The sequence below is a fragment of the Streptomyces sp. NPDC017993 genome (genome assembly GCF_044328065.1).
Classification (GTDB): Bacteria; Actinomycetota; Actinomycetes; order Streptomycetales; family Streptomycetaceae; genus Streptomyces.
In genome coordinates, this window is record NZ_JBIRGO010000022.1 from 88,638 (window position 1) to 107,294 (window position 18,657).

Sequence of the window (18,657 nt, forward strand, 5' to 3'; positions counted from 1 at the left end):
CGGCCCGGCCAGCGCTCAGACGTTACGCCGTGTTGCACGGGCGTCACCGTGCATAGCATGTTCCGACGTGCCTGGACCACCCACGCTGGGAAGACCACCCCACGCGTGACCCTCTATCCGGGCGAGCCCTAATATCGCTTGGCGTCCTGCGACGGACGCTGACGCCCGCTGGGGCGTGCCCGCCGCCCAACGCCCGGCACGACGACTCCACCACATGGCAATGGAGTTGAGCGCCGAGGAGAGGAACGTTCATGCGCGCCCGGACCATCGCCACGGCCACCGCAACAGCATTGGCACTGGTGGCTGCTCGTGACCTTGTCCAGAAGAAGCACGCATTGCTCCGGAACTTCCCCGTGCTCGGGCACGCCCGGTATCTGTTGGAGACGATCGGGCCTGAGCTGCGGCAGTACATAGTGACCTCCAACGACGAGGAGCGCCCGTTCAGTCGTGACCAGCGCACCTGGATCTACGCGTCGGCGAAGGGGGAGAACAACTACTTCGGATTCGGCACCGACAACGACGTTGAACACACGCAGGGGCACGCATACCTGAAGCAGCGCACGTTCGCCGGCACGCTGCCCGACATGCACGACCCGCAGGCCCCACTGCCGTCAGCCAAGGTGCTGGGTGGGCCGCGCGGGCGCGCCAAGGCGTTCCGACCGGCGAGCGTGGTGAACATCTCCGCGATGAGCTTCGGATCGCTCTCCGGCGCGGCGATCACGGCGCTCAACAAGGGGGCGGCGCTGGCGGGCACCCTGCACAACACGGGCGAGGGCGGTCTGTCGCCGTACCACCGCAACGGCGGCGACCTCGTCCTTCAAATCGGTACGTCCTACTTCGGCTGCCGCAACGAGGACGGCAGCTTCAACATCGGCAAGCTCAAGGATGTGGTCGCCGGCGCCCCGGTCAAGGCGATTGAGATCAAGCTCTCGCAGGGTGCCAAGCCCGGTCTGGGCGGAATGCTGCCGGGCGCGAAGGTGACCCCGGAAATCGCCGAGATCCGCGGCATCCCGCTCGGCGAGGACTGCGCTTCCCCATCCCGGCACACCGCGTTCGGTGACGTCGACTCGATGCTCAATTTCGTCGAACTGCTCGCGACCGAGACCGGCCTGCCGGTCGGGATCAAGAGCGCGGTGGGAGAGATGGAGTTCTGGCAGGAGTTGGCCACGCTGATGGCGCGTGGTGACCGTGGTGTCGACTTCGTGACCATCGACGGTGGCGAGGGCGGCACCGGGGCGGCGCCGCTCACCTTCTCCGACTCGGTGTCGCTGCCCTTCCGGATGGGCTTCTCCCGGGTCTATGGCGCCTTCGCCGAGCGGGGGCTGACCGACGACCTGACGTTCATCGCCTCCGGCAAGCTCGGCCTGCCCGAGAACGCCGTGGTCGCCTTCGCTCTGGGTGCCGACATGATCAACGTGGCCCGTGAGGCGATGCTGTCGATCGGCTGCATCCAGGCGCAGAAGTGTCACACCGACAAGTGCCCCACCGGAGTCGCCACCCAGAGCCCGTGGCTGGCCCGCGGCCTTGACCCGACCTCGAAGGCCACCCGGGCCGCCGTCTACCTGCGCACCCTGCGCAAGGAGCTGATGAAAATCTCGGCGGCCGTCGGGGTCGCTCACCCGGCGCTCATCACGGCCACGGATATCGAGATCATGAACGGCGACTACGAGGCCCGCACCCTGGCCGGCGTCTACGGCTACAAGGACGGCTGGGGCGAACTTGGCCCGCACCTCGCCGAGGAGATCACGGCACTGCTCACCACCGAGCAGTCCTCCGACCAGAAGCCGCCCGCCTGACGCGCCGATCACGGCAGGCACCGCCTCGCTGCTCCTCTGCCCGGAGCGCGCGCGTGGCGCCGGCTGATGGCACTCTTGTCTTTCCTGCTCCCCGAACAGCCCTGCCTAGGTGATCACAACATGAGCGAAAAAGTGAGATTCCCGAGCGTCGTCGGCCCCGAACTGGCCGGAGCGATCGACCTGCCCGACGGTGAGATCCGCGGCTGGGGGATCTTCGTGCACGGATTCACACTCGGCAAGGGCTCGCCGGCCGCGTCGCGTGTCAGCAAGCAGCTGGCACGCGAGGGGATCGGAATGCTGCGCTTCGACAACCTCGGGATCGGGGACTCCGACGGCGACTGGGGGGACGGTTCCTTCACCGTCAAGGTCCAGGACACGATCCGTGCCGCTGCCATGATGGCGGAGCGAGGGACTCCGGCAGACCTGCTGGTGGGGCACTCATGGGGAGGCGCCGCCGTCCTCGCCGCGGCGGCTGAGGCAACCGGCGTCCGCGCGGTGGCCACGATCGGAGCACCGGTCGATCCCAGCCACGTCGAGCGACAGTACGACGCGGTCGTGGATCGCGTGCTCAGTGACGGGGCGCACGAGTGGTTCGTCGGCGGGAGGACCCTGGTCCTCAAGCGCGCCTTCGTCGAAGACGTCCGCCGTGCTCACCTGCGGGATCGAATCGGCGAGTTGGACCTGCCGCTACTTGTACTGCATTCGCCGACCGACAACACCGTCGACATCGACAACGCTGGAGAGATCTTCCGCGAGGCACGACACCCGCGAAGCTTCGTCTCCCTCGAAGGAGCAGACCATTTCCTGACCGCCCGAGGACAGGCACAGCGAGCCGCCCACATCATCAGCGCCTGGGCCGACCAGTACATCCACGGGTGACGGTTGGTCGGCGCGCTGGGGGACGGGGGCTTTGATGCCTCGCCATGCCAGATATGCGCGGAAGCTGTGGACCGAATAGCCCTTGTCGGCCACGCCCCGGCTCCGGTCGGACACGGGGCTTCCCAGGCCGGCTCCTGCGACGCGGGCGCGGTCGATGACCGCTTCGGCCTGCCTTCAGGACTTCAGGGCGCCCTGAAGAGTGCCGGAAAGCGGGGCGCGAGCCACGGTTTGCGCCCCCGGACGAGGATTCGGCCCTGGGCGAGGGCGCTCCACTGGCCGCGGCGGCCGAGTGCCATCAGAAGGAAGGTGATCGGCTCGATGAGGATGGTGCAGTCCGGGCGGTTCGACGGCTGCGAGGTAACGGACACCGCACCGCTGTTCACCGTCACGCCGAAGCAGGCACCACCCCACAGACGGATGGCGTAGCGGGCGATCAACCCGGCGGTGCGGGCGGAGTCGGTCACCCGTGGCATGGCCGTGATCAGGAACGGCAGGGCCAGCTCGACCCGGGCCCGGTCGATCATGTGCGGACGCCCCAGCGCACGGGCGAGGTCGTAGCCGTGGCCCAGCATGTGCGTGAGAAGGTACGAGCCCAGTACGTCTGGGCCCATCGGGCCCAGCGGGGTGATGACGGTGTCGTTGGTGACACCCTTGTCCCACGCCTTCAGGTAGGCATCGGCCTGCGTCACGATCATTGCGGCCAGCGGCTCGGCTCTCCGCTCGTCGAACTCGGCAAGGGCGCGCGCATTGGCCGTGGCGAGACTCTGTGGCGTGCCGTCTCCGTAACTGCGTGCACGTCCCGCCGCGATGTCGGCCATCAGTTCGTTGGCCTGCGCCAGATGCGCTGCCGCCTCCCCGACGGTCCACTCCGACCTGGGCACCGGGAGCCCCATGTCTGCTCCCCCGCGCAGCAGCGCGGCGATCTCCTCGGCGGTCCCACGCAGAGCCGCACCGAGTCCCTCGGGCAGAGCGTCACGTACGTCCTGCCCAGCCGCTGATTCCACGCCGTTCACTTCATCCTTGCTTCGTGTCCGCGCCAGATATGTGCGCACCCGCGTCACGGATCGCCGAGAACAGGAGACCAGGCACAAATGGCTACGACAAGACCCTGAGCAGCGAGACCGGACGAACACCGCAGGCAGATGCTCCATGCCGCGTCGGTCGGGAGGTGGGAACCGGTCGCACCTCCCGGAAGGACCAAGCAGCGCGGCAGAGTCGCCTGACGCAACCAGGCGAGCTTTGAGCGATGACAGCCCTTCTTCACCTTCGGCAGCACAGCATCCCTCCACCTCACCAAATGAACATGAGCTACGGCCGCACCGCCCTGTCCTCCGTTGGCGCGACGCCAACGCCCTCCACCGCAACGTCCTGGCCGCCGAACGAAAGGAACGCGCCCGCATACGAAGCGAGAAAGGCATCCGCTGGGGCGGACACCCCCTCAACACCGCAGCCTGACCAACCGCGAACTTACGCGGCCACAGCGCATCATCGGTCCACTCGTGGCCAAGTGCGGACGACCGAAGCAATTGCTAAGAAGATCTCGGCGGCAGCCCCGGAGCGCCGAACGGGCCGGTTTCAGGGGGAAGGGCGGCGCCAGAGGAGGATGACTCAGGAGGCGGACGGCCCGATCTCCCCCGCGAAGACGATGACCTGGTCGATGAGGCTCCGCCGCAGATGGACGACGTCCATTCCCGCCAGGCGGGGGCCCCCATCCGGCGTCGTGAAGACCCACTGGTACCGGGCCCACTCGTGCGGCATGTCCACCGCCGAGCAGCGCACCATCGTGCCGGTCCCCGCCGGGTGGCACCGGAGGTCCAGCACGAACTGCTCGACCGCCCCGATCCCCTCACTGCGGCCCAACGGTCCCCAGAACACCACGTCCGAGGTCAGGGCCTGGGAGAGCAGGGCTGTCACATAGCTGTCGTCCGAGGCGTTGAACGCGGAGATGAACGTGTCGATCGCGGACCGCGCGGTGTCTTCCTGCATGCACCAGTAATACCAGTCGCCTCGCGGAACGCGCTCCTCCCGTGAGCCGACTTCCGACCACGGCGAACCATCCCGGTCACAGCACTAGCTGCGTGGCAGCAAGGGTTTCTACTCGGGCTGGGTTACCGTCAGGGCCCACCGGGTGTTCTCCTTCGAGGCGTCAATCCCCACAGTGAAGGATCCGCGCACGGCCCCTGCGTCCATGGTCACCGAGCGCACACCCGCAGTGCCGGCAGGGCACGTAACTTCGAACTCGGCTACCTGTACCTGCTGCGATTCCATCTTCACCGCCACACTGCCGCCGCCTTCACAAGCCACGGTGAGTACGGTCGGCAGCCCCTCCCACGCCCCACCGGACGCCACTCCCCCGTCCCCTGTTCTCTCCTCCACCCACACCAGGCCCTCCGGCCCAGGATGAGGGAGAAGACCCCTAGCCGCAGGGGCCGGAACCGCCCCTGCCTGTCACGGTCTTCCTCGTGTTCATCACACTTGCCCCTCCTCGTGATCTGTCATGACACGGCCAGTGTGGCGGAAGGACCTCAAAACATCTGAGTACAGAAACTCATGACGCCCAGTCGGAGATTTGGCCGTGCGGCGGCCTGCGCAGAGCCGGAGGCAGAGTTCGGGTGGCCCTCACAGTTCCGACCCGAGCGCAGTGGGCCCCGGAGTGCAAGAACCCGCTGCGCCCCAGGGGCGGCCGGCCGCCCAGGCTGGTGGTGAGTCAGGAGAGATTGGGAGCTGGTGTGACAGTGGGTCCGCTTCGCCCCCCACCCGGGCTCCTTCCAGCGTCACCTTCAGGGTCTGACGCCCGCTCGCTCGAGGCGTAGCCGGCTACAAGGAGGGCCCTATTCGATATACCCGGTACTCGGATCGACCTGCTCCAGGAAGTCCCGGACTGACGCTTCCAATTCCGGGACGCTCAGAGCTCTGGCCGGCTGCACCGCAGAAGTGAAGCCGTATCCGGGGTTAGGGCCTGTCAGCCAGGTGAAATCGTACGTGCCCCGCTGCCCGGGGCGTTTGGAGACCTCGAACCTCTCCCCGTCAACCACCAGCGTCTGCCGTGCACTGCGCCTCTTCATGGCTACCAGTCTGCCCGAGTCCGTGATGTGTCGTTCGTAGTTGAGTCCTGGAGTGCATGGATCGCTGTAGATCCGCGCCCCCTCCCGCCCTCGGCCGGACTATTAGCGGAGGCTCTGCGCGGCCAACGTCTCGCCTGTTGCAAACGGCACTTGTGGAGCACGCTGCCAAGCACACCTCCGCGCAGTCATGACGTTCCACCAGCGCGACCAGGAAGCCGCCGCGTTCACGGAGAAGATTCCGAAGTCTGGCGCCAAGCTGTACGTCGACAAGGTGTTCCAACAAAGCCCTGGCGCAGACAGAGGCCTGCCCAAGGCCTCGATCGACACGAAGGTGCCCAAGCCGGAGGCCGGCCGACACGTCCCACCAGACCGGTTCCGGTCGGCGTGACTGTGCAGCGACCACCTCGCCGCCGAGCGCCGCGAGAGTGCAGCAAAGGGACGTGCGAGTGGCTGGTCGCTCCGCCCACCGGTTCAAGACCCGGTGCGACCGAACTGGGCAGCCTCCCCTTGCAGCTGGGGTACGCCGCCGTGGCCGCTGGACCGGCACTGCGGTACCGGTGGCTCGGCCCACTTTGGTTGGGATGCGCAACGCGCGGCGCTTGAGCTCGCCCTGCCCGGCAAGACGTCAGGCTTGGCGTGCCTGGGTGTGTGTAGGGGGTGTTGCGTGGGGGTGTGTGGGCGCGGGGGCGTGTGCGCCGGGTGTGGTGCGGTTGTGTATATGTCCATGTTTTGTAACACCAAAGGGGATTTCTGGTGTGGGGATGTGGCGGGGCGTCACTGTGTGGGAGCCCGGCCAAACCGGACGAGTATCCGGTTTCCTGGGCACCCCCGCGGGGGTGCCTTGAGCAGGAGGTTCGACGTTCCGTAACGCTTCGCGTCTGGCCGCAGCCGTTGTCGGCTCCGCGGCCCTGGCGGCCACCGCCACCCTCCCGGCCGCAGCAGCCGGCCACCACCACACCCCGGCCCCGCACCACCGGTCGGCAGTGGTACTGGGCGCCATCCAATACGACAGCCCCGGGCGCGATGTGACCGCTCGAAGCGGAGCCTGAACGCGGAGTGGGTCACCGTCAAAAACACCGGGCGCCTGCCCGTCAACCCCAAGGGCTGGACCCTGGCCGACAAGTCCGGCCACACCTACCGCTTTAGCAACCTCCGCCTGAACGGCCACAGTCAGGTTCGTGTGCACACCGGCATCGGCCACGACACCCACCGCGACGCCTACCAGGACCGCCGCGCCTACGTCTGGGACAACAACAACGACACCGCCACCCTGCGCAACGACCACCCCCGCATCATCGACACCGCGCGCTGAGGCCACCGCCACTGACCCAACCCGTAAGAGTCCGGGGGCCGGTGACCCAAGCCGCCACTGACCGGACCCCGACCACGGTGCGCCGCGGCCCAGCCTGCGGCGCACCGCCACGCCCGCAGCAACTGCCGTCTCGCTGCGAGGTGCGAGGGCTATGCGGGCTCGTAGTCCACGGCCGTCTCAGCGCAGGCGGAGGCGAGTTCGCGCAACTTACTGCGCTCATCGGAGTCGACGGTCAGCGACCAGCGAAGCTTGGTCCCCACCCAGTCCGCGAGGTAGACACAGGTGGCGTCCTTGGCCGGCGGCATCCACTCGGCCGGATCCTTGTCACCCTTGGTGCGGTTGGGCCCCAGGCTGACAGCGACGAGGCTGCGCTCGGCATCCACGTCGTTGGCGTAACTCTCGCGGCGCTCGACGCTCCAACTCGAGGCGCCAGAGTCCCACGCCTCGGCAAGGGGCACCACATGATCGATGTCGAGCTTGCGCGCGTCAGTGACCGTCTTGTCGTCGTAGTAGGAGCGCCAACTGCCGCCAGTCAGCTTGCAGTCCTCACCCTGCCGCGGCTTCTTCACCGCCTCCGCAACGAGGACCTCCCGGCGCGTGTCGCAGCCATCGTGATCGGCATCGATCCATAGATGGAACTTGTCCCGCTCGTATCCGGTGCGCGACTCGGCCACCGTCTTGAGCCGGCTCACCGCATCAGACAACCGCAGCCCCCCGCCATTGCTGCCCGAGGAGCTCGCGCTCGGTTTGCCCTTCGCGTCGTCGGTCTCGGCCTCGGGCGAACACGCTGCCACGGCAAAGAGCAGAACAGGGCCAGCAGCGAAAGCGGCCAGGCGGCGCGTTCGATTCACAGGGAGCTCCTGGTCAGTGAGGCGATGTCAGCCCCCCGGGTCTACCCGCAACGAAAGGTACGCCAACCGGGAAGCCGCCGGCCGTCATCCGTGGTGGCACCCATCGCGTTCGTCAGCTTCGCGTCACAGCTGGAAGGTGCGCCATCGTAGAGCACGAGCGTGACCACTTGGAGGGTGAGGCGTTGGACCGCCTATGAACGACATGGACGATCGACTGCTGGCTCTGATGGACGGTGTCGTCGACGCCGAAGAGAAGCGCCTGCCGCTACTGACACTGCGGGAAGCCCAAGCCGCCGTGGAGCTGCTGCAGCGGTTGGCCGCCCATGAGGGAGACGGAGCCTACGCAGCCCGGCACCTGGCCGGGAACCTGGCGCGCCGGCTGCCGGCCGAGAACTGAACCAGCTTCCCGCGGGCAGTGCGGAAGCGGCGCAGGCCTGCGGATTCGAGGCGTTCACTGGGCACCCACGCGACTACCTGGTGCAGCATTTCGATGCACTGGGAACTTCTACAACACCGCCCGCCAGCGAGGCCTCGCAGTGGTGACCTGGATCGACTGACATGCCCGCTGCGCAGGGAGGCACCCAGGTGCGGCAAGAACGCCGCCCGCAAGACAGTCCCACTCGCCGTGCGGGGGGCGTCGCCCCGCACCTCGGCGGACGCGAGCGCCGCAGGGGAACTGACCTACGCGGAAGATGCAGCCGCACCCCCGTGGTGTCAGTGCCGGAGGCTGTAGCGCGTCAGACGTGACCGGGCGTCCTTCTCCGTGAGCCCGAGGGCTCTACCGATCATGTCCAAGGACGGCTCTTCGGCTTCGGCGGCATAGGCGGCCTCCCTTCCGACGCGCCCAGTGATGCGTTCCAGGGCCGCCACGGCCTTCAGCGCCGCCAGTGGCGCTTCCGTGGTGAGGGCGTCCAGCTGGTCGGCCAGCCGCTCCAGCAGGTCGTCTACTTCACTGGGCAGGGGCACGGAGCGTGCTTCGACCTCGGCAATGTGCTGGGCCCAGTCGTAGGGTGGGCCAGAGGTGTCGAGATCGTGGAGGCCGTCGTGGTCCCGCTGGGTCCAGTCGATGGGGTAGCGACGGGTGCTGTGCCAGCCGCACGAACACGCCCCCCGCACCGTCTCCGCCCGTGGCCGGCTCAGCTTGCCGTCATACGCCCACCACTCGGTGGTCTGGTGCATGTGACCACCACTCCCGGTGTCAAAAGAACACCGGCTTGGGCTCGCTCCCGTCGGCCAGCACCGCCCCCGCCAACCCTTCGTGCGACGACCCGAACTCCTCAGTCCGCCAACCCATCTCTACGCCCTCCCCGAACGATGCCAAGGCCTGCCCCTGGTCGACACTGCCCAAGTTGGCGCCCGAGGACCGGCAAATCCTCAAATCCGTCACCCAGGGGGATGGTCATGGTGCACCAGTGCGGGAGACGCTGCGCCGGCAGTGCGTGCGGCTTCCGATCGATGTCGTCTGGGCCGCGGATCTGACGTCCGCTTTTGGCCTGTGGACCGTGGAGCCGACAGATGCTCCGCGCGTGGGTCAGGGTCCGCTCCACCACGGACAAGATCTTCGCGGGACGTCAGAGCTTGGTGGTGCAGACGTAGCCGAGGGAGCGGAGCCCTTCGGCTTGACAGAGGCGGTCGGAGGCACCGCCGGTTTCGGTCTGGAGAAGTTGGTAGTCGGCCCCATGGGCGGCGCCCCAGGCCATGGCAGCCCGCCACAGACTCCGGCCATGACCGTGGCCTCGGTATTCGGGCAGGACACCGAGGTACTGCGGCAGCAAGCGCGTGGCCCCAACTGAATCGGTCAGGGTCTCCATGGGACCGATCGCCCCGACGACTTGCCCGCCATCAGTGACGGCGAGGACGGGCCCGACCGTGCCGGCTTCCATCTGGTGGTAGAGGAATGCGAAGCCGTCGCTGGTGAGTCGGTCGGCGAAGGCGGCGAACGTGGCCTTCACCGACTCTGACAGACCGTGCACAGGCCCGGCCCGCTCCTCCTGGTCCTCGGGGCTGGGCTGGGCGAATTCGCGTAGTTGGACGCGGGTGGTGGCGATCCCGGTGGGGAGGTCCTCGTTAGGCGCGTGGAAGGTGATCACACGCGCGGTGGAAGTGGCATGGCTCGCTGCGAGCTCGCTGGCTAGGCCGGCCGCTTCGTCGTACCCGGCCCCGTAGCTGTAGAGCGTGAGGACGCCCTGGCCGCGGCGGGCCACGGTGGGGATCAGGGTCCGGACAGCGGTGTGCTCGATCGCTTCCGGCAGGACTGTCTCGTCCTTGCGCTCGGCCCACCGCTGGTCCTTGTCGTATCGCAGGAAGCTGCCAGTGCCGGCGACGCGGACGATATCCGCGAAGAGACCGGGGCCGAGGGCCTCGGGGTGGACAGGGCCGAGCGTCGGCACGTACGGCACGGGCATCACCGGCTGCAGCCAGTCCCACTTCAAGCGCATGGCAATCACGCTACTCGCCTGGCGCACAGGGCTCAGGCCCCTGCGCATTCGCGCCGGGGCCTGAGTGGTTTTGATCCGTTTGCGATCAGTGGGGGTTGTCGTCGCCCGCGTTGCACGAGCACTTGGTGCTGTCCATCACTGTGTCCAGGTCCGCGACGGACGTGACCTCAGTGATGGGCGGTACGGCGGCCGCGACCGGGCGGGTCACGTACGGCAGCTCCGCCGGAAGTGGCCGCTTCGGAGAGATCTCGACAGCTACAGCGGTCATGTCACCCTGCTTTCTTCATCCCGTGCTGGCAGTAACTTGCGAGTGGTGCCTTCGCCTCCTGGTAGTGCTTGGCCAGGGGCCTGCACACGGTGCAGGCGCCAGACAGCTGGCAGCCGGAGCAACCACCGGTGCGAAGCATGAGGCGGTCCGCGATCTCGCCGAGCCGGGAAAGGCCTCGGATCCCCTCGGCGGGCAGGCTGATCTGGTCGTCGCGGCCGATCTTGCAGATGGACACCAGCCCGTGCGGGTCAGTGTGGAAGAAGGTGTGGCCCGCGTTGCAGCCGGTGAACGGCTTGCGCATCCGCAGATGGTCTTTCGACTGCGCGGTCAGGGATTCGGCGCCGCCGTAGATCGTCGGCGTCATGTTCGTGAAGACGTTGTACTCGACGCCCCACTGATCGCACAGTGCGGTCATTGCGTTTTCCTCGTGGGCGTTGTCCTCGGTGACGATGACGCTCATCCGCAGTGGCAGGCCGGCCGCGCGGGCGGCGCCCATGCCTTTGATGAACAGGTCCCAGGCACCCTTGCGCTGCGTCAGCTCGTCGTAGCTGTCTTTGGTTGCCCCGTACATGGAGACCGCGATCCGGTACGGCGGGCACTGCTGGAACATCTGAAGCAGGTCTTCGCGCCACAGCAGGGATGCGTTGGTGGAGACGGTCAGCATCATGCCGAGCTCGAACGCGGCACGGTAGGAGGCACGAAGTCCTTGTCGACCGTGGGCTCGCCGCCAGTGATCTGCAGCCACAGGACCCCGGCATCGTGCATGACCCGCAGGCAGGTGAGCTTGTCGGCCAACGGCATGCCGGAGTAGACCTTCAAACCCAGGTAACAGTGCTTGCACTGGTAGTTGCAGCCAAGGTTGATCTCCCAGCTCGCCCGCGAATAGCCCCAGACGGAGGGCTGGCGGACCAGCAGAAAGTCCCCCGTGCACCGGCCGGTGACGCTCATGGACCACTGGGCGTGGACAGCGTCGACGAACCAGCTGGGGGCGGGGTCGGCGGGGTTAAGGCTGCGCAATTCCTCGTACTGAGCCTCCGGCAGGAGCAGGCCGCCCCGGCGGCCGGGCCGCAGCAGCAGGTGCCTTTCCAGGAACGGGCTCGCGATCAGATCGTGCACAGGGGCCTCCCAGCACCTGACTCGCTCCAGGCTCCCAGGCCCAGGCCCAGGCCAGGGCCGTATCCCAGGGGTTCGGATAAGCGCCTCACACCGCACCCCGGGCCTTCTCCCGCAGGTTCACGGCCCGCTCGACCTGCATGCCGAACACCAGCACCTGGCTGGGGTTCAGGACGAGGTCGGCGTGCGCGGTGGAACCGTCGCGGAAGTGGACGAGAACGGGGAGGCTGCTGTCGCCGGTCCCGGCGTCGTAGCGCACGTCGCGACCGGCCGGGGTGACGTGCTGGACGACGGGTGCCTTCGCCGCCGTCTGGTCCGTCGCCCGAGGGTGTTCGGCGCGGGCGGGGGACGCCAGTTCGGTATGGGCCATCACGGTCTCCTCTTCGATGCGGGGTCTGCACACAAGTAACCCGCCTCCGCCGCCCCTTGGGCATGACAATCCCGTTCGGGCTGCTCGCCCACGCACTGACGTTTTGACCAGGCATTTACTTTTCGGAGTCAGATACCGCCTCTACCGTGACCAGATGGCGTGGAGTCGGAACGACGCCCTAGCGGCGTGGATGACGGAACACGAGATCGCCGCCCCTCATCTGGCGGAACTCGTCAACGAGGCCATGTCCCGCGTCTCCGGATGCCGAGGCAACGTAGGAGAACGCACGGTTTTCCGATGGCTGTCCGGAGAGAGCAGGTGGCCGCAAGAACGCATCCGCCGGGGCCTCGAAGACGTCACCGGCCTGCCCGCCACCCACCTAGGGTTCGTGCCCCGAGTCGGCACAGCCAAGGCCCCAACCGCACGCCAGGAGGACCCCCTGCACCGCCGCACGTTCATCACCGCTGCCACCGGAACCACCCTGGCCCTCACCCCCATCCCTACCGCCGCGGCCTCCGGCCGCCTCGGCCACAGCGACGTCGAACGCCTCTACACCCACTTCGCCGAAATCGTCGCCACCGACCACCGGCAGGGCGGTATCCGCTCCACCGAGGAACACGCCGTCGACCTGGCTGAACACGCCCTGCGGCTCCAGCAGAACACCACCGCCAGCCAGGCCGTTCGCAACGCCTTTTACGGCTGTGCAGCCGCCTTCACTTCCTCCGCCATGTGGGCGGCCACCGACGGCAAGCGTTACACCGCCGCCCAAGCCCACCTCCAACGCGCCGCGAGTCTTGCCGCCATGAGCGGTGACCAGCACATTCAGTTCAGGATCTGGTCGCATGCCGGCAGCCTCTACCGGCACATGGGCCGCCCCGCCGACGCCCTCGCCGCCAACGACGTCGCCCGCAACCTGGCCATCACCCGCCGCGACCCCATGTTCGCCTCCCTCGGACACGCCCGCCATGCAGCCATCCTCGGCCTGACCGACAACCCGACCGCCACCGACCGCTGCCTTGGATACGCCCGCGACGCCCTCGACCGCGCCAACCCCACCACGCGCCGGCCAGTGTGGATAAAGGCCTTCTACGGGCCCGCCGAGATCGACAGCCTCGCCACCGCCGCCCACCTCGCCCTCGGTCGCTACGAGCTGGCCGAGGCCGGAGCCCACCGCAGCCTGGCCCACCTCCAACCACACCTGCGCCGTACCCGGGCGATCCTCAGCTCCCGCCTCGCCCGCGCCCAGCTCGGCCAGGGCGATCTCGAACCGGCCGTGGCGAGCGCCATGTCCATCCCGGCCGCCGACGCCGCCCACCCCCGCGTGGTCGCCATGCTGGCCGCCTTCACCACCACCCTGAACACGACCGCACCCCGCAGCGGTGTTGCCCGCACCTGGCGCACCTACCTCAACGACCACCGGAAGGCCACCACCGCATGAGCGCCCAGAACGCCGAACTCCGCCGCCACACCGACACCAACGGCGTCTGGCAGACCCTCCTGGACGTGTACGCGGACGTCCGCGCTCCGCTGCTGCACCTGCCCCATTACGCCGTCGACGCGTACGCCGAACGCCTGGCCAGACACGCGGCGGAACCCGGCTTCGAGGTCGTCATCGCATACGCCGCAGACCAAGCCGTCGGATACGCCTACTGCAACACCGTCGACCCCGGCAACCGGTGGTGGAAACGCATGGACCCGCCCCTCCCCGACCACCTCACCACCAAGCCCGCCGCAGCCCTGAAAGAAATCATGGTCCGCACACCCTGGCGAGGCACCGGCACCGCACGCCGAATCCACGACGAGCTCCTCGCCCAACGCCGCGAGCACTACGTCAGCCTCCTCGTGAACCCAACTGCCGGAGAGGGCAAAGTCCAACGCCTGTACGAAACATGGGGCTACCAGACCCTCAGCAGCCAAACACCCTCCCCCGGCTCACCGCCCCTCGCTGCGATGCTCCGCGCCATCCGCTAGCCCGGAGGTGCGGGGAGCAGTACCTCGCCCATTCTCCGTACGGTGCCCAGCCGGCCCGCACGCAGCCAGATCGACGCGGCGAGCCTGCGCCGAGAGGGCAGGTCTTCCGTTGCTGCGCACGGACTGCCCGACACTCAGGTGACCGGCCCCTTGACCCAGGTTGGCCGCAACCCCAAGCCGCACGCCGTTCAGGCCGACAGCCCGCTCCGGTCCTGGGAGGTCCCGTCATTCGTCCCACAGGCCGGGATTGAAGAGCCCGTCGAGTTCGGCCAGAACAGCCGCTTGTTCCGTCGCTGGTCAGTGGGGCGCCATGGATCGGATGCCGGGGGTGGCGAGCTTCGAACCGACCGCGGGCGATCTCCAACGGACATCGCACCAAATCTCCAACACCTGAGGGTCGCGCGCGCGGCTCAAGCCCGATTGACGAAATCCCGGGATCGGTCGGCCAACAGGACTCCAAGACGGCACCAGCCGGCGCTTCTGCCAGCATCGTCCACATGGTGTCGCTGGCCGCTGCCCCAAGAGCAGAACTCCAGCGGCGCTGCGGCCAACCAGGCGGCTCGGTGCTCAGGACCTCGGCGTGAGCCTCCTTGATCATGTCTTGCTGAACAGCGGCAGCCCCAGGCGACGCGACAGGGCGCGGGCCAAAAACGTTTTCCCTGCACCAGGCAAACCATTGACCAGCACGGCGAGCGGCTCAATCATGCTGCGACCCCTCGGATGCTCGACGGCACCACTCTCCCGGGCCACCAGGAACCGGTGCGACTCCCCGCACCTGACGCACGGGTCTTCAGTCAGCAGTCAAACGGCGAAGCGCGCACCCAGTGATTACGGTGGACCTGTTCAACCCTCAATCCATAGATCACAAGCTCACGTTGGCCCCTTGATGCACACGCCTCGTTGAGGGACGGTTCCATGTCAGCCCGCTCAATGCGGTGCGTCACACCATCGCGATAGACCAGCTCAAGCGGTTGTTGGCCCCTCCACACACCTGCACGATGATGCCCGAAGACGCGAACACCACCATCCGGTGCCGCACCCGACACACCTTTGATCAAGAACTGGAAGGCCCCCTGGCCGCGAACGGCAGGCTCTCCGTATGAGTCAAGCGTCATCCCCGCACCGTACCGGCAGGCATCTACCGTCGGGGAGCGCAAGGGCACGCATCAGATGCCCCGCGGGGCATCCCCCGTCTGTGCCCAACCACAGGTCACGCACGGAAGAGAGGGGCAGCTGTGAGAAGGTCCCGCCCTCGGCCTTCGGCTGCCGTCCGCACGCGGTCGGACCTTCCTCGCCAGGGCAAGGCTGTGGGCCATTCGACGGTGCACTGCGAGATGCCCGGCGCCGCCTGGTTCGGGCCGGTCACCTTCCCCTTCTGGACCGGGGTGCAATTTTTCCCGCGGCGGGCGCCTAGGCCTTGTCGGACAAATCATCTCTGCGAAGCTTCAGTACCAGCCGCTAGGAGGGTCATGGGGATTGAACTGGAGCTGCACTCGGGGCGGCCCACGCGCAAGGCGTCGTCCCGGGAGACCTTGCTGCGGGGTCCTTAAGAGCACGGTGAAGCGTTGGCTGGGGCGCTGAACACGCTCGACCGGACCGGCTCGGGCAAGCTCGGCTGGGTGGATCCATACGGCGACACGCTGTTCAACGAGCAGGAAGCCCAAGTCGCCCGTCAGGAAGTCGCCGCCCTGACACAGCGGTGTACTGACGAGCAGCAGAAGGCGGCTCTGCTTGACCTTGCCGAGCTTCTTGAAGCGTGTGCGGCGACGCCGGGCAGCTACTTGTGGTTCATGGGTGACTAGCCAAACCTGATCATTGATCTTGTGGGGGGGGGGGGACGTGGTGAGATGCGGCGTGGGAGCGGATAGCTCCCCTAATGCCGCGGATGGTCGTGGGCGGACCTGGCGGGATCACCGCGAGGTATAACCGTGATCGTTTTGTCAGACACGGCCAAGGACATCATTCCTGGTCGGTGGCTCCTTTGACCGGCAGGGGATGCGGCCCGCCGGGCTGCTCGGGAGGCTCCCTTGCCGGATCCTTTCCCGCGCAGGCGGTCCATCTCGCGCCATTCCGGCCGTAATCCGGTCAGGTTCGTGGTGAGGAAGTACGCGGCTCCGCCGGCCAGCAGCACAGGCACGAGCCCGAAAGAGGCCACCGCCGCGCCAGCGATCAGCCCGCCCAGGGGGATGCCAGCCCAGGCCAGCGAGTCACCCAACGCGTTAACCCGCCCCAGCAGCGGACGGGGTACCCGCTCAAAGGAGACTGCCCCCAAAATCGGGTTGAGGAAGCCCGCACCGAACCCGCTGATGGCGAACACGGCGAGCACAGCCCACATCGGCGCGTGGGAGGCAAGGATCAAAAACCTGGGCGCCCCTGCGAGCAGGAACCCGGTGAAGAACACCACCCTGCGCCGCATTCTGTGCGCGACCGCCGCGGCCACCAGGCTCCCGACGATCGCCGCCACTCCCCCCACGCTGCTGTTCACGCCGATCACGGCCGGCCCGGCACCGGACTCTTTGGCCCACACCGGCACGAGCAACGTGGTGAACGCCGCGTCCAGCAGGTTCGTGATCCCGACCATGACGATGATGGTGAGGAGCAGCGGCTCGCTGCGCAGGAAGGTGAAGCCCGCGCCGAACCGCCGCCAGTAGCCCAGCTCCGACTCGTCCTGCGGCGAGCAAGCTTCCTCGGCGGTCTGCCCCATGCCGCGCGGCAGCGTGAAGGCGATGATTACCGATCCGAGCGCGAAGCATCCCGCGTTGAGGACAAGACCGGTCAGGGGACCGAGCAGCGCCACGAGGGAACCACCGACGGCGGGGCCGATGGTGGAGGCGAGCCGTTCGGTCACGCCGGACAGGCCGGTGGCTCGCTCCAGCGGTACCCGGCTGCGCTCGGCCGCCTCCGGAACCATCACCTCCTTGGCCAGGTCACCTGGGCCGCGCGACGCACCGATCAGCGCGACGAGAGCCAGCAGCAGCGGCAGAGTCAGCAGGTCCAGAGCGTGGAGGAGGGGAACAGTTCCGGCGGCGGCCGCGCTGGCCAGGTCGGTGGTCCAGGAGATGACCCGTGGGCCGGCCCGGTCCACCAGGGGCCCGGTGAGTGCCTTGACCAGGACGTAGGGGGTCATCTCGCAGAAGGCCACAAGCCCTGTCTGGATGGTGCTGCCGGTGGTGACGAGCACGAACCAAGGTAGGGCTATCGCCGAGATCCGGGTTCCGGTCAACGACACCGCCATCGCAGTGAGTAGCCCGCCCAGCGGTCGTAAGGTGCGTCTGCCGGCTATGCCGCACGCGCCGCCCGAAGCTCCTTCCATCACGGCGTCTTCCCACCTGTCGGTTGCTCAGAAGACGAATGGCCCGACGACTCGGCATGTGCATCCAGTTCGGGCAGGAGGTGCGTGATCACGGAGACCCGCTCGGCACCCTGGGGAGCCTCAGCCGCTTCTTGGGGCGTATCCCGCCGGTAGCGGGTGATGACGGCCCTCAGCTCCTCGTGCAGAGCGGCAGCCTCCGTGACGGTGAGCCGTAGGGGCCAGTCACTGATGTCGAACGTGTCCCGCCAGGCGCGCGGCATTGTCTGCAGCTCGTTGAGCGCCCGTTGGGTGCGCAGGGTGTAGGTCGCGGCGACCGACTGCAGATACGCCATCGTGGCCTCGGGCTCCCGCGCGGCCAGGTCCGGATCGTTGAACCACGTCGACTGATGGACCGAACGCCACCAGCGCTCCCGGGCGTTCCCCCGCTCCGCATCCTCCTCGACGAAACCTGCCGCACCCAGCTGCCGCAGGTGGTAGCTAGCGGTACCGGAATTGACGCCCAGCCGCTCAGCCAGCCGGGTAGCTGTCGACGGGCCGTACTTCCGCAGCAGTCCGACCAACTGCACCCGCACCGGATGCGCCAGAGCACGTAGCCCCTTCGCGTCCAGGAGAGCCGCGTCCGCCTCGGTATCCGGGCCGTGCAGGTCCTCGCTTGAGTCAGTCATGTGGGCACCGTAGACCGCAAACAGTCCTTTGCAAAGGATTGTTCGCGAAGAAGTCTTCGCGGTTTCGCGAACCTCCAGTACGCAACGGCTGCAAGCCCACCGAAGCGGTCTTCGCCCCGTCCCAGCCCCCACCCGCACACGTGCCGGCGAAGACCTCAGAATGATCGGGAGTCATTCCTCTGCGGCGGCACGACCACGGCTCGCGTGTGACCCTGGGCAACTGTCGGCGTCCACCGACAAGGAGGATGAGACATGCGAAAAGCGGTCGCCACCTCCGTCCTGGTCGCCGCCGTGGCGCTGGGCGGCGCCGCCTGCGCCGGCGAAGAGCAGCAGAAGCCGCAGCACTCGCCGATCGCAAGCACCCCGTCAACCCCCGGGAAACCAAAGCCGTCCAGCCCCAAGCCGACTTCCACCGCCACGGAACCGAAGGCCGCCCCGACACCGACCCGGCCTTCGACAACCGCGCCGGCACCAACGCCAACCAGGACAGCCGCACCAGCGCCGACCAGCACGGCAGCGCCGACACCGACCAGCACGCCGCGCACCCCGGCACCATCGCTGACGGGCCGGGAGGGGGCAGGGAGGTTCACGCCAGGCAGTGAGCAGTCCACCCTTG

The 18,657-nt window shown here is 67.8% G+C and carries 20 protein-coding genes and 2 pseudogenes; 10 read left to right on the top strand and 12 right to left on the bottom strand.

What is annotated here, in order from left to right:
• Positions 1-251 precede the first annotated feature (251 nt).
• Together ACH4FH_RS31870 and ACH4FH_RS31875 are read left to right on the top strand one after the other, a co-directional pair.
• Positions 252-1,796 (top strand): FMN-binding glutamate synthase family protein, encoded by a 1,545-nt coding sequence (locus tag ACH4FH_RS31870; protein WP_398559429.1) that lies wholly within the window; start codon positions 252-254, stop codon positions 1,794-1,796.
• 120 nt (positions 1,797-1,916) lie between these two features.
• Positions 1,917-2,675: an alpha/beta hydrolase family protein gene (locus tag ACH4FH_RS31875; RefSeq protein ID WP_398559430.1), complete on the top strand. Its 759-nt coding sequence runs from the start codon at positions 1,917-1,919 to the stop codon at positions 2,673-2,675.
• A gap of 182 nt (positions 2,676-2,857) precedes the next feature.
• On the opposite strand, the gene ACH4FH_RS31880 is transcribed toward ACH4FH_RS31875, so the two are convergent.
• The gene (locus tag ACH4FH_RS31880; protein WP_398559431.1) at positions 2,858-3,679 is read right to left on the bottom strand and encodes a maleylpyruvate isomerase family mycothiol-dependent enzyme; all 822 of its coding nucleotides are present in this window, start codon (positions 3,677-3,679) and stop codon (positions 2,858-2,860) included.
• Positions 3,680-4,001: 322 nt separating this feature from the next.
• Here ACH4FH_RS31880 and ACH4FH_RS31885 point away from each other — a divergent pair.
• Positions 4,002-4,130, top strand: a pseudogene (locus tag ACH4FH_RS31885) (IS630 family transposase); the annotation flags it as partial.
• 153 nt (positions 4,131-4,283) lie between these two features.
• On the opposite strand, the gene ACH4FH_RS31890 reads toward ACH4FH_RS31885, so the two are convergent.
• Entirely contained in the window at positions 4,284-4,661 is a 378-nt protein-coding gene (locus ACH4FH_RS31890) for a nuclear transport factor 2 family protein (protein WP_398559432.1), read from the bottom strand.
• A gap of 1,266 nt (positions 4,662-5,927) precedes the next feature.
• On the opposite strand from ACH4FH_RS31890, the gene ACH4FH_RS31895 reads away from it, so the two are divergent.
• Positions 5,928-6,128: a hypothetical protein gene (locus tag ACH4FH_RS31895; RefSeq protein ID WP_398559433.1), complete on the top strand. Its 201-nt coding sequence runs from the start codon at positions 5,928-5,930 to the stop codon at positions 6,126-6,128.
• 490 nt (positions 6,129-6,618) lie between these two features.
• Positions 6,619-7,052, top strand: a pseudogene (locus ACH4FH_RS31900) (lamin tail domain-containing protein).
• 149 nt (positions 7,053-7,201) lie between these two features.
• Here ACH4FH_RS31900 and ACH4FH_RS31905 read toward each other — a convergent pair.
• The gene (locus ACH4FH_RS31905; RefSeq protein WP_398559434.1) at positions 7,202-7,903 is read right to left on the bottom strand and encodes an HNH endonuclease family protein; all 702 of its coding nucleotides are present in this window, start codon (positions 7,901-7,903) and stop codon (positions 7,202-7,204) included.
• 193 nt (positions 7,904-8,096) lie between these two features.
• Here ACH4FH_RS31905 and ACH4FH_RS31910 point away from each other — a divergent pair, with 193 nt between their 5' ends.
• Complete coding sequence (locus ACH4FH_RS31910; RefSeq protein WP_398559435.1) at positions 8,097-8,300, top strand: hypothetical protein; 204 nt, start codon at positions 8,097-8,099, stop codon at positions 8,298-8,300.
• 317 nt (positions 8,301-8,617) lie between these two features.
• Here ACH4FH_RS31910 and ACH4FH_RS31915 read toward each other — a convergent pair whose 3' ends face one another.
• From ACH4FH_RS31915 to ACH4FH_RS31940, 6 genes are all read right to left on the bottom strand, one after another.
• A complete protein-coding gene (locus tag ACH4FH_RS31915) occupies positions 8,618-9,082 on the bottom strand; it encodes a hypothetical protein (protein ID WP_398559436.1) in 465 nt (154 codons plus the stop codon).
• A gap of 392 nt (positions 9,083-9,474) precedes the next feature.
• Complete coding sequence (locus tag ACH4FH_RS31920; RefSeq protein ID WP_398559437.1) at positions 9,475-10,341, bottom strand: GNAT family N-acetyltransferase; 867 nt, start codon at positions 10,339-10,341, stop codon at positions 9,475-9,477.
• 85 nt (positions 10,342-10,426) lie between these two features.
• Entirely contained in the window at positions 10,427-10,609 is a 183-nt protein-coding gene (locus tag ACH4FH_RS31925) for a hypothetical protein (RefSeq protein ID WP_398559438.1), read from the bottom strand.
• A 1-nt stretch (position 10,610) separates the two neighbouring features.
• Positions 10,611-11,276, bottom strand: coding sequence for a hypothetical protein (locus tag ACH4FH_RS31930; protein ID WP_398559439.1), 666 nt, complete (start codon positions 11,274-11,276; stop codon positions 10,611-10,613).
• Positions 11,273-11,725 carry a hypothetical protein gene (locus tag ACH4FH_RS31935; RefSeq protein WP_398559440.1) on the bottom strand — a complete coding sequence of 151 codons (453 nt, stop codon included), beginning with the start codon at positions 11,723-11,725 and terminating at the stop codon, positions 11,273-11,275. The genes ACH4FH_RS31930 and ACH4FH_RS31935 overlap by 4 nt, the downstream gene beginning before the upstream one ends.
• A gap of 85 nt (positions 11,726-11,810) precedes the next feature.
• A complete protein-coding gene (locus tag ACH4FH_RS31940) occupies positions 11,811-12,092 on the bottom strand; it encodes a hypothetical protein (RefSeq protein WP_398559441.1) in 282 nt (93 codons plus the stop codon).
• Between the two features lie 154 nt (positions 12,093-12,246).
• Between ACH4FH_RS31940 and ACH4FH_RS31945 the strand changes: the two genes are divergently transcribed.
• Complete coding sequence (locus tag ACH4FH_RS31945; RefSeq protein ID WP_398559442.1) at positions 12,247-13,530, top strand: XRE family transcriptional regulator; 1,284 nt, start codon at positions 12,247-12,249, stop codon at positions 13,528-13,530.
• Positions 13,527-14,063 carry a GNAT family N-acetyltransferase gene (locus ACH4FH_RS31950; RefSeq protein ID WP_398559443.1) on the top strand — a complete coding sequence of 179 codons (537 nt, stop codon included), beginning with the start codon at positions 13,527-13,529 and terminating at the stop codon, positions 14,061-14,063. The genes ACH4FH_RS31945 and ACH4FH_RS31950 overlap by 4 nt, the downstream gene beginning before the upstream one ends.
• Positions 14,064-14,657: 594 nt before the next feature.
• Here the strand turns inward: ACH4FH_RS31950 and ACH4FH_RS31955 are convergent.
• Positions 14,658-14,768: an AAA family ATPase gene (locus ACH4FH_RS31955; RefSeq protein WP_398559444.1), complete on the bottom strand. Its 111-nt coding sequence runs from the start codon at positions 14,766-14,768 to the stop codon at positions 14,658-14,660.
• 860 nt (positions 14,769-15,628) lie between these two features.
• Between ACH4FH_RS31955 and ACH4FH_RS31960 the strand changes: the two genes are divergently transcribed.
• On the top strand, positions 15,629-15,865 hold the full coding sequence (locus ACH4FH_RS31960) for a hypothetical protein (protein WP_398559445.1): 237 nt from the start codon (positions 15,629-15,631) through the stop codon (positions 15,863-15,865).
• 71 nt (positions 15,866-15,936) lie between these two features.
• On the opposite strand, the gene ACH4FH_RS31965 is transcribed toward ACH4FH_RS31960, so the two are convergent.
• Together ACH4FH_RS31965 and ACH4FH_RS31970 are read right to left on the bottom strand one after the other, a co-directional pair.
• Positions 15,937-17,376 (bottom strand): MFS transporter, encoded by a 1,440-nt coding sequence (locus tag ACH4FH_RS31965; protein WP_398559446.1) that lies wholly within the window; start codon positions 17,374-17,376, stop codon positions 15,937-15,939.
• Positions 17,376-18,041, bottom strand: coding sequence for an ArsR/SmtB family transcription factor (locus ACH4FH_RS31970; protein WP_398559447.1), 666 nt, complete (start codon positions 18,039-18,041; stop codon positions 17,376-17,378). Before ACH4FH_RS31970 ends, ACH4FH_RS31965 begins: the two co-directional genes overlap by 1 nt.
• Positions 18,042-18,286: 245 nt before the next feature.
• Here ACH4FH_RS31970 and ACH4FH_RS31975 point away from each other — a divergent pair, with 245 nt between their 5' ends.
• Positions 18,287-18,643, top strand: coding sequence for a hypothetical protein (locus tag ACH4FH_RS31975; protein ID WP_398559448.1), 357 nt, complete (start codon positions 18,287-18,289; stop codon positions 18,641-18,643).
• Positions 18,644-18,657 lie beyond the last annotated feature (14 nt).

Excerpts from the sequence above, each read along its gene's own strand:
- ACH4FH_RS31870 (WP_398559429.1), top strand. The coding sequence starts at position 252 with ATGCGCGCCCGGACCATCGCCACGGCCACCGCAACAGCATTGGCACTG.
- ACH4FH_RS31875 (WP_398559430.1), top strand. The coding sequence starts at position 1,917 with ATGAGCGAAAAAGTGAGATTCCCGAGCGTCGTCGGCCCCGAACTGGCC.
- ACH4FH_RS31890 (WP_398559432.1), bottom strand. The coding sequence starts at position 4,661 with ATGCAGGAAGACACCGCGCGGTCCGCGATCGACACGTTCATCTCCGCG.
- ACH4FH_RS31895 (WP_398559433.1), top strand. The coding sequence starts at position 5,928 with ATGACGTTCCACCAGCGCGACCAGGAAGCCGCCGCGTTCACGGAGAAG.
- ACH4FH_RS31910 (WP_398559435.1), top strand. The coding sequence starts at position 8,097 with ATGAACGACATGGACGATCGACTGCTGGCTCTGATGGACGGTGTCGTC.
- ACH4FH_RS31915 (WP_398559436.1), bottom strand. The coding sequence starts at position 9,082 with ATGCACCAGACCACCGAGTGGTGGGCGTATGACGGCAAGCTGAGCCGG.
- ACH4FH_RS31920 (WP_398559437.1), bottom strand. The coding sequence starts at position 10,341 with ATGCGCTTGAAGTGGGACTGGCTGCAGCCGGTGATGCCCGTGCCGTAC.
- ACH4FH_RS31925 (WP_398559438.1), bottom strand. The coding sequence starts at position 10,609 with ATGACCGCTGTAGCTGTCGAGATCTCTCCGAAGCGGCCACTTCCGGCG.
- ACH4FH_RS31930 (WP_398559439.1), bottom strand. The coding sequence starts at position 11,276 with ATGATGCTGACCGTCTCCACCAACGCATCCCTGCTGTGGCGCGAAGAC.
- ACH4FH_RS31940 (WP_398559441.1), bottom strand. The coding sequence starts at position 12,092 with ATGGCCCATACCGAACTGGCGTCCCCCGCCCGCGCCGAACACCCTCGG.
- ACH4FH_RS31945 (WP_398559442.1), top strand. The coding sequence starts at position 12,247 with ATGGCGTGGAGTCGGAACGACGCCCTAGCGGCGTGGATGACGGAACAC.
- ACH4FH_RS31950 (WP_398559443.1), top strand. The coding sequence starts at position 13,527 with ATGAGCGCCCAGAACGCCGAACTCCGCCGCCACACCGACACCAACGGC.
- ACH4FH_RS31955 (WP_398559444.1), bottom strand. The coding sequence starts at position 14,768 with ATGATTGAGCCGCTCGCCGTGCTGGTCAATGGTTTGCCTGGTGCAGGG.
- ACH4FH_RS31965 (WP_398559446.1), bottom strand. The coding sequence starts at position 17,376 with ATGGAAGGAGCTTCGGGCGGCGCGTGCGGCATAGCCGGCAGACGCACC.
- ACH4FH_RS31970 (WP_398559447.1), bottom strand. The coding sequence starts at position 18,041 with ATGACTGACTCAAGCGAGGACCTGCACGGCCCGGATACCGAGGCGGAC.
- ACH4FH_RS31975 (WP_398559448.1), top strand. The coding sequence starts at position 18,287 with ATGAGACATGCGAAAAGCGGTCGCCACCTCCGTCCTGGTCGCCGCCGT.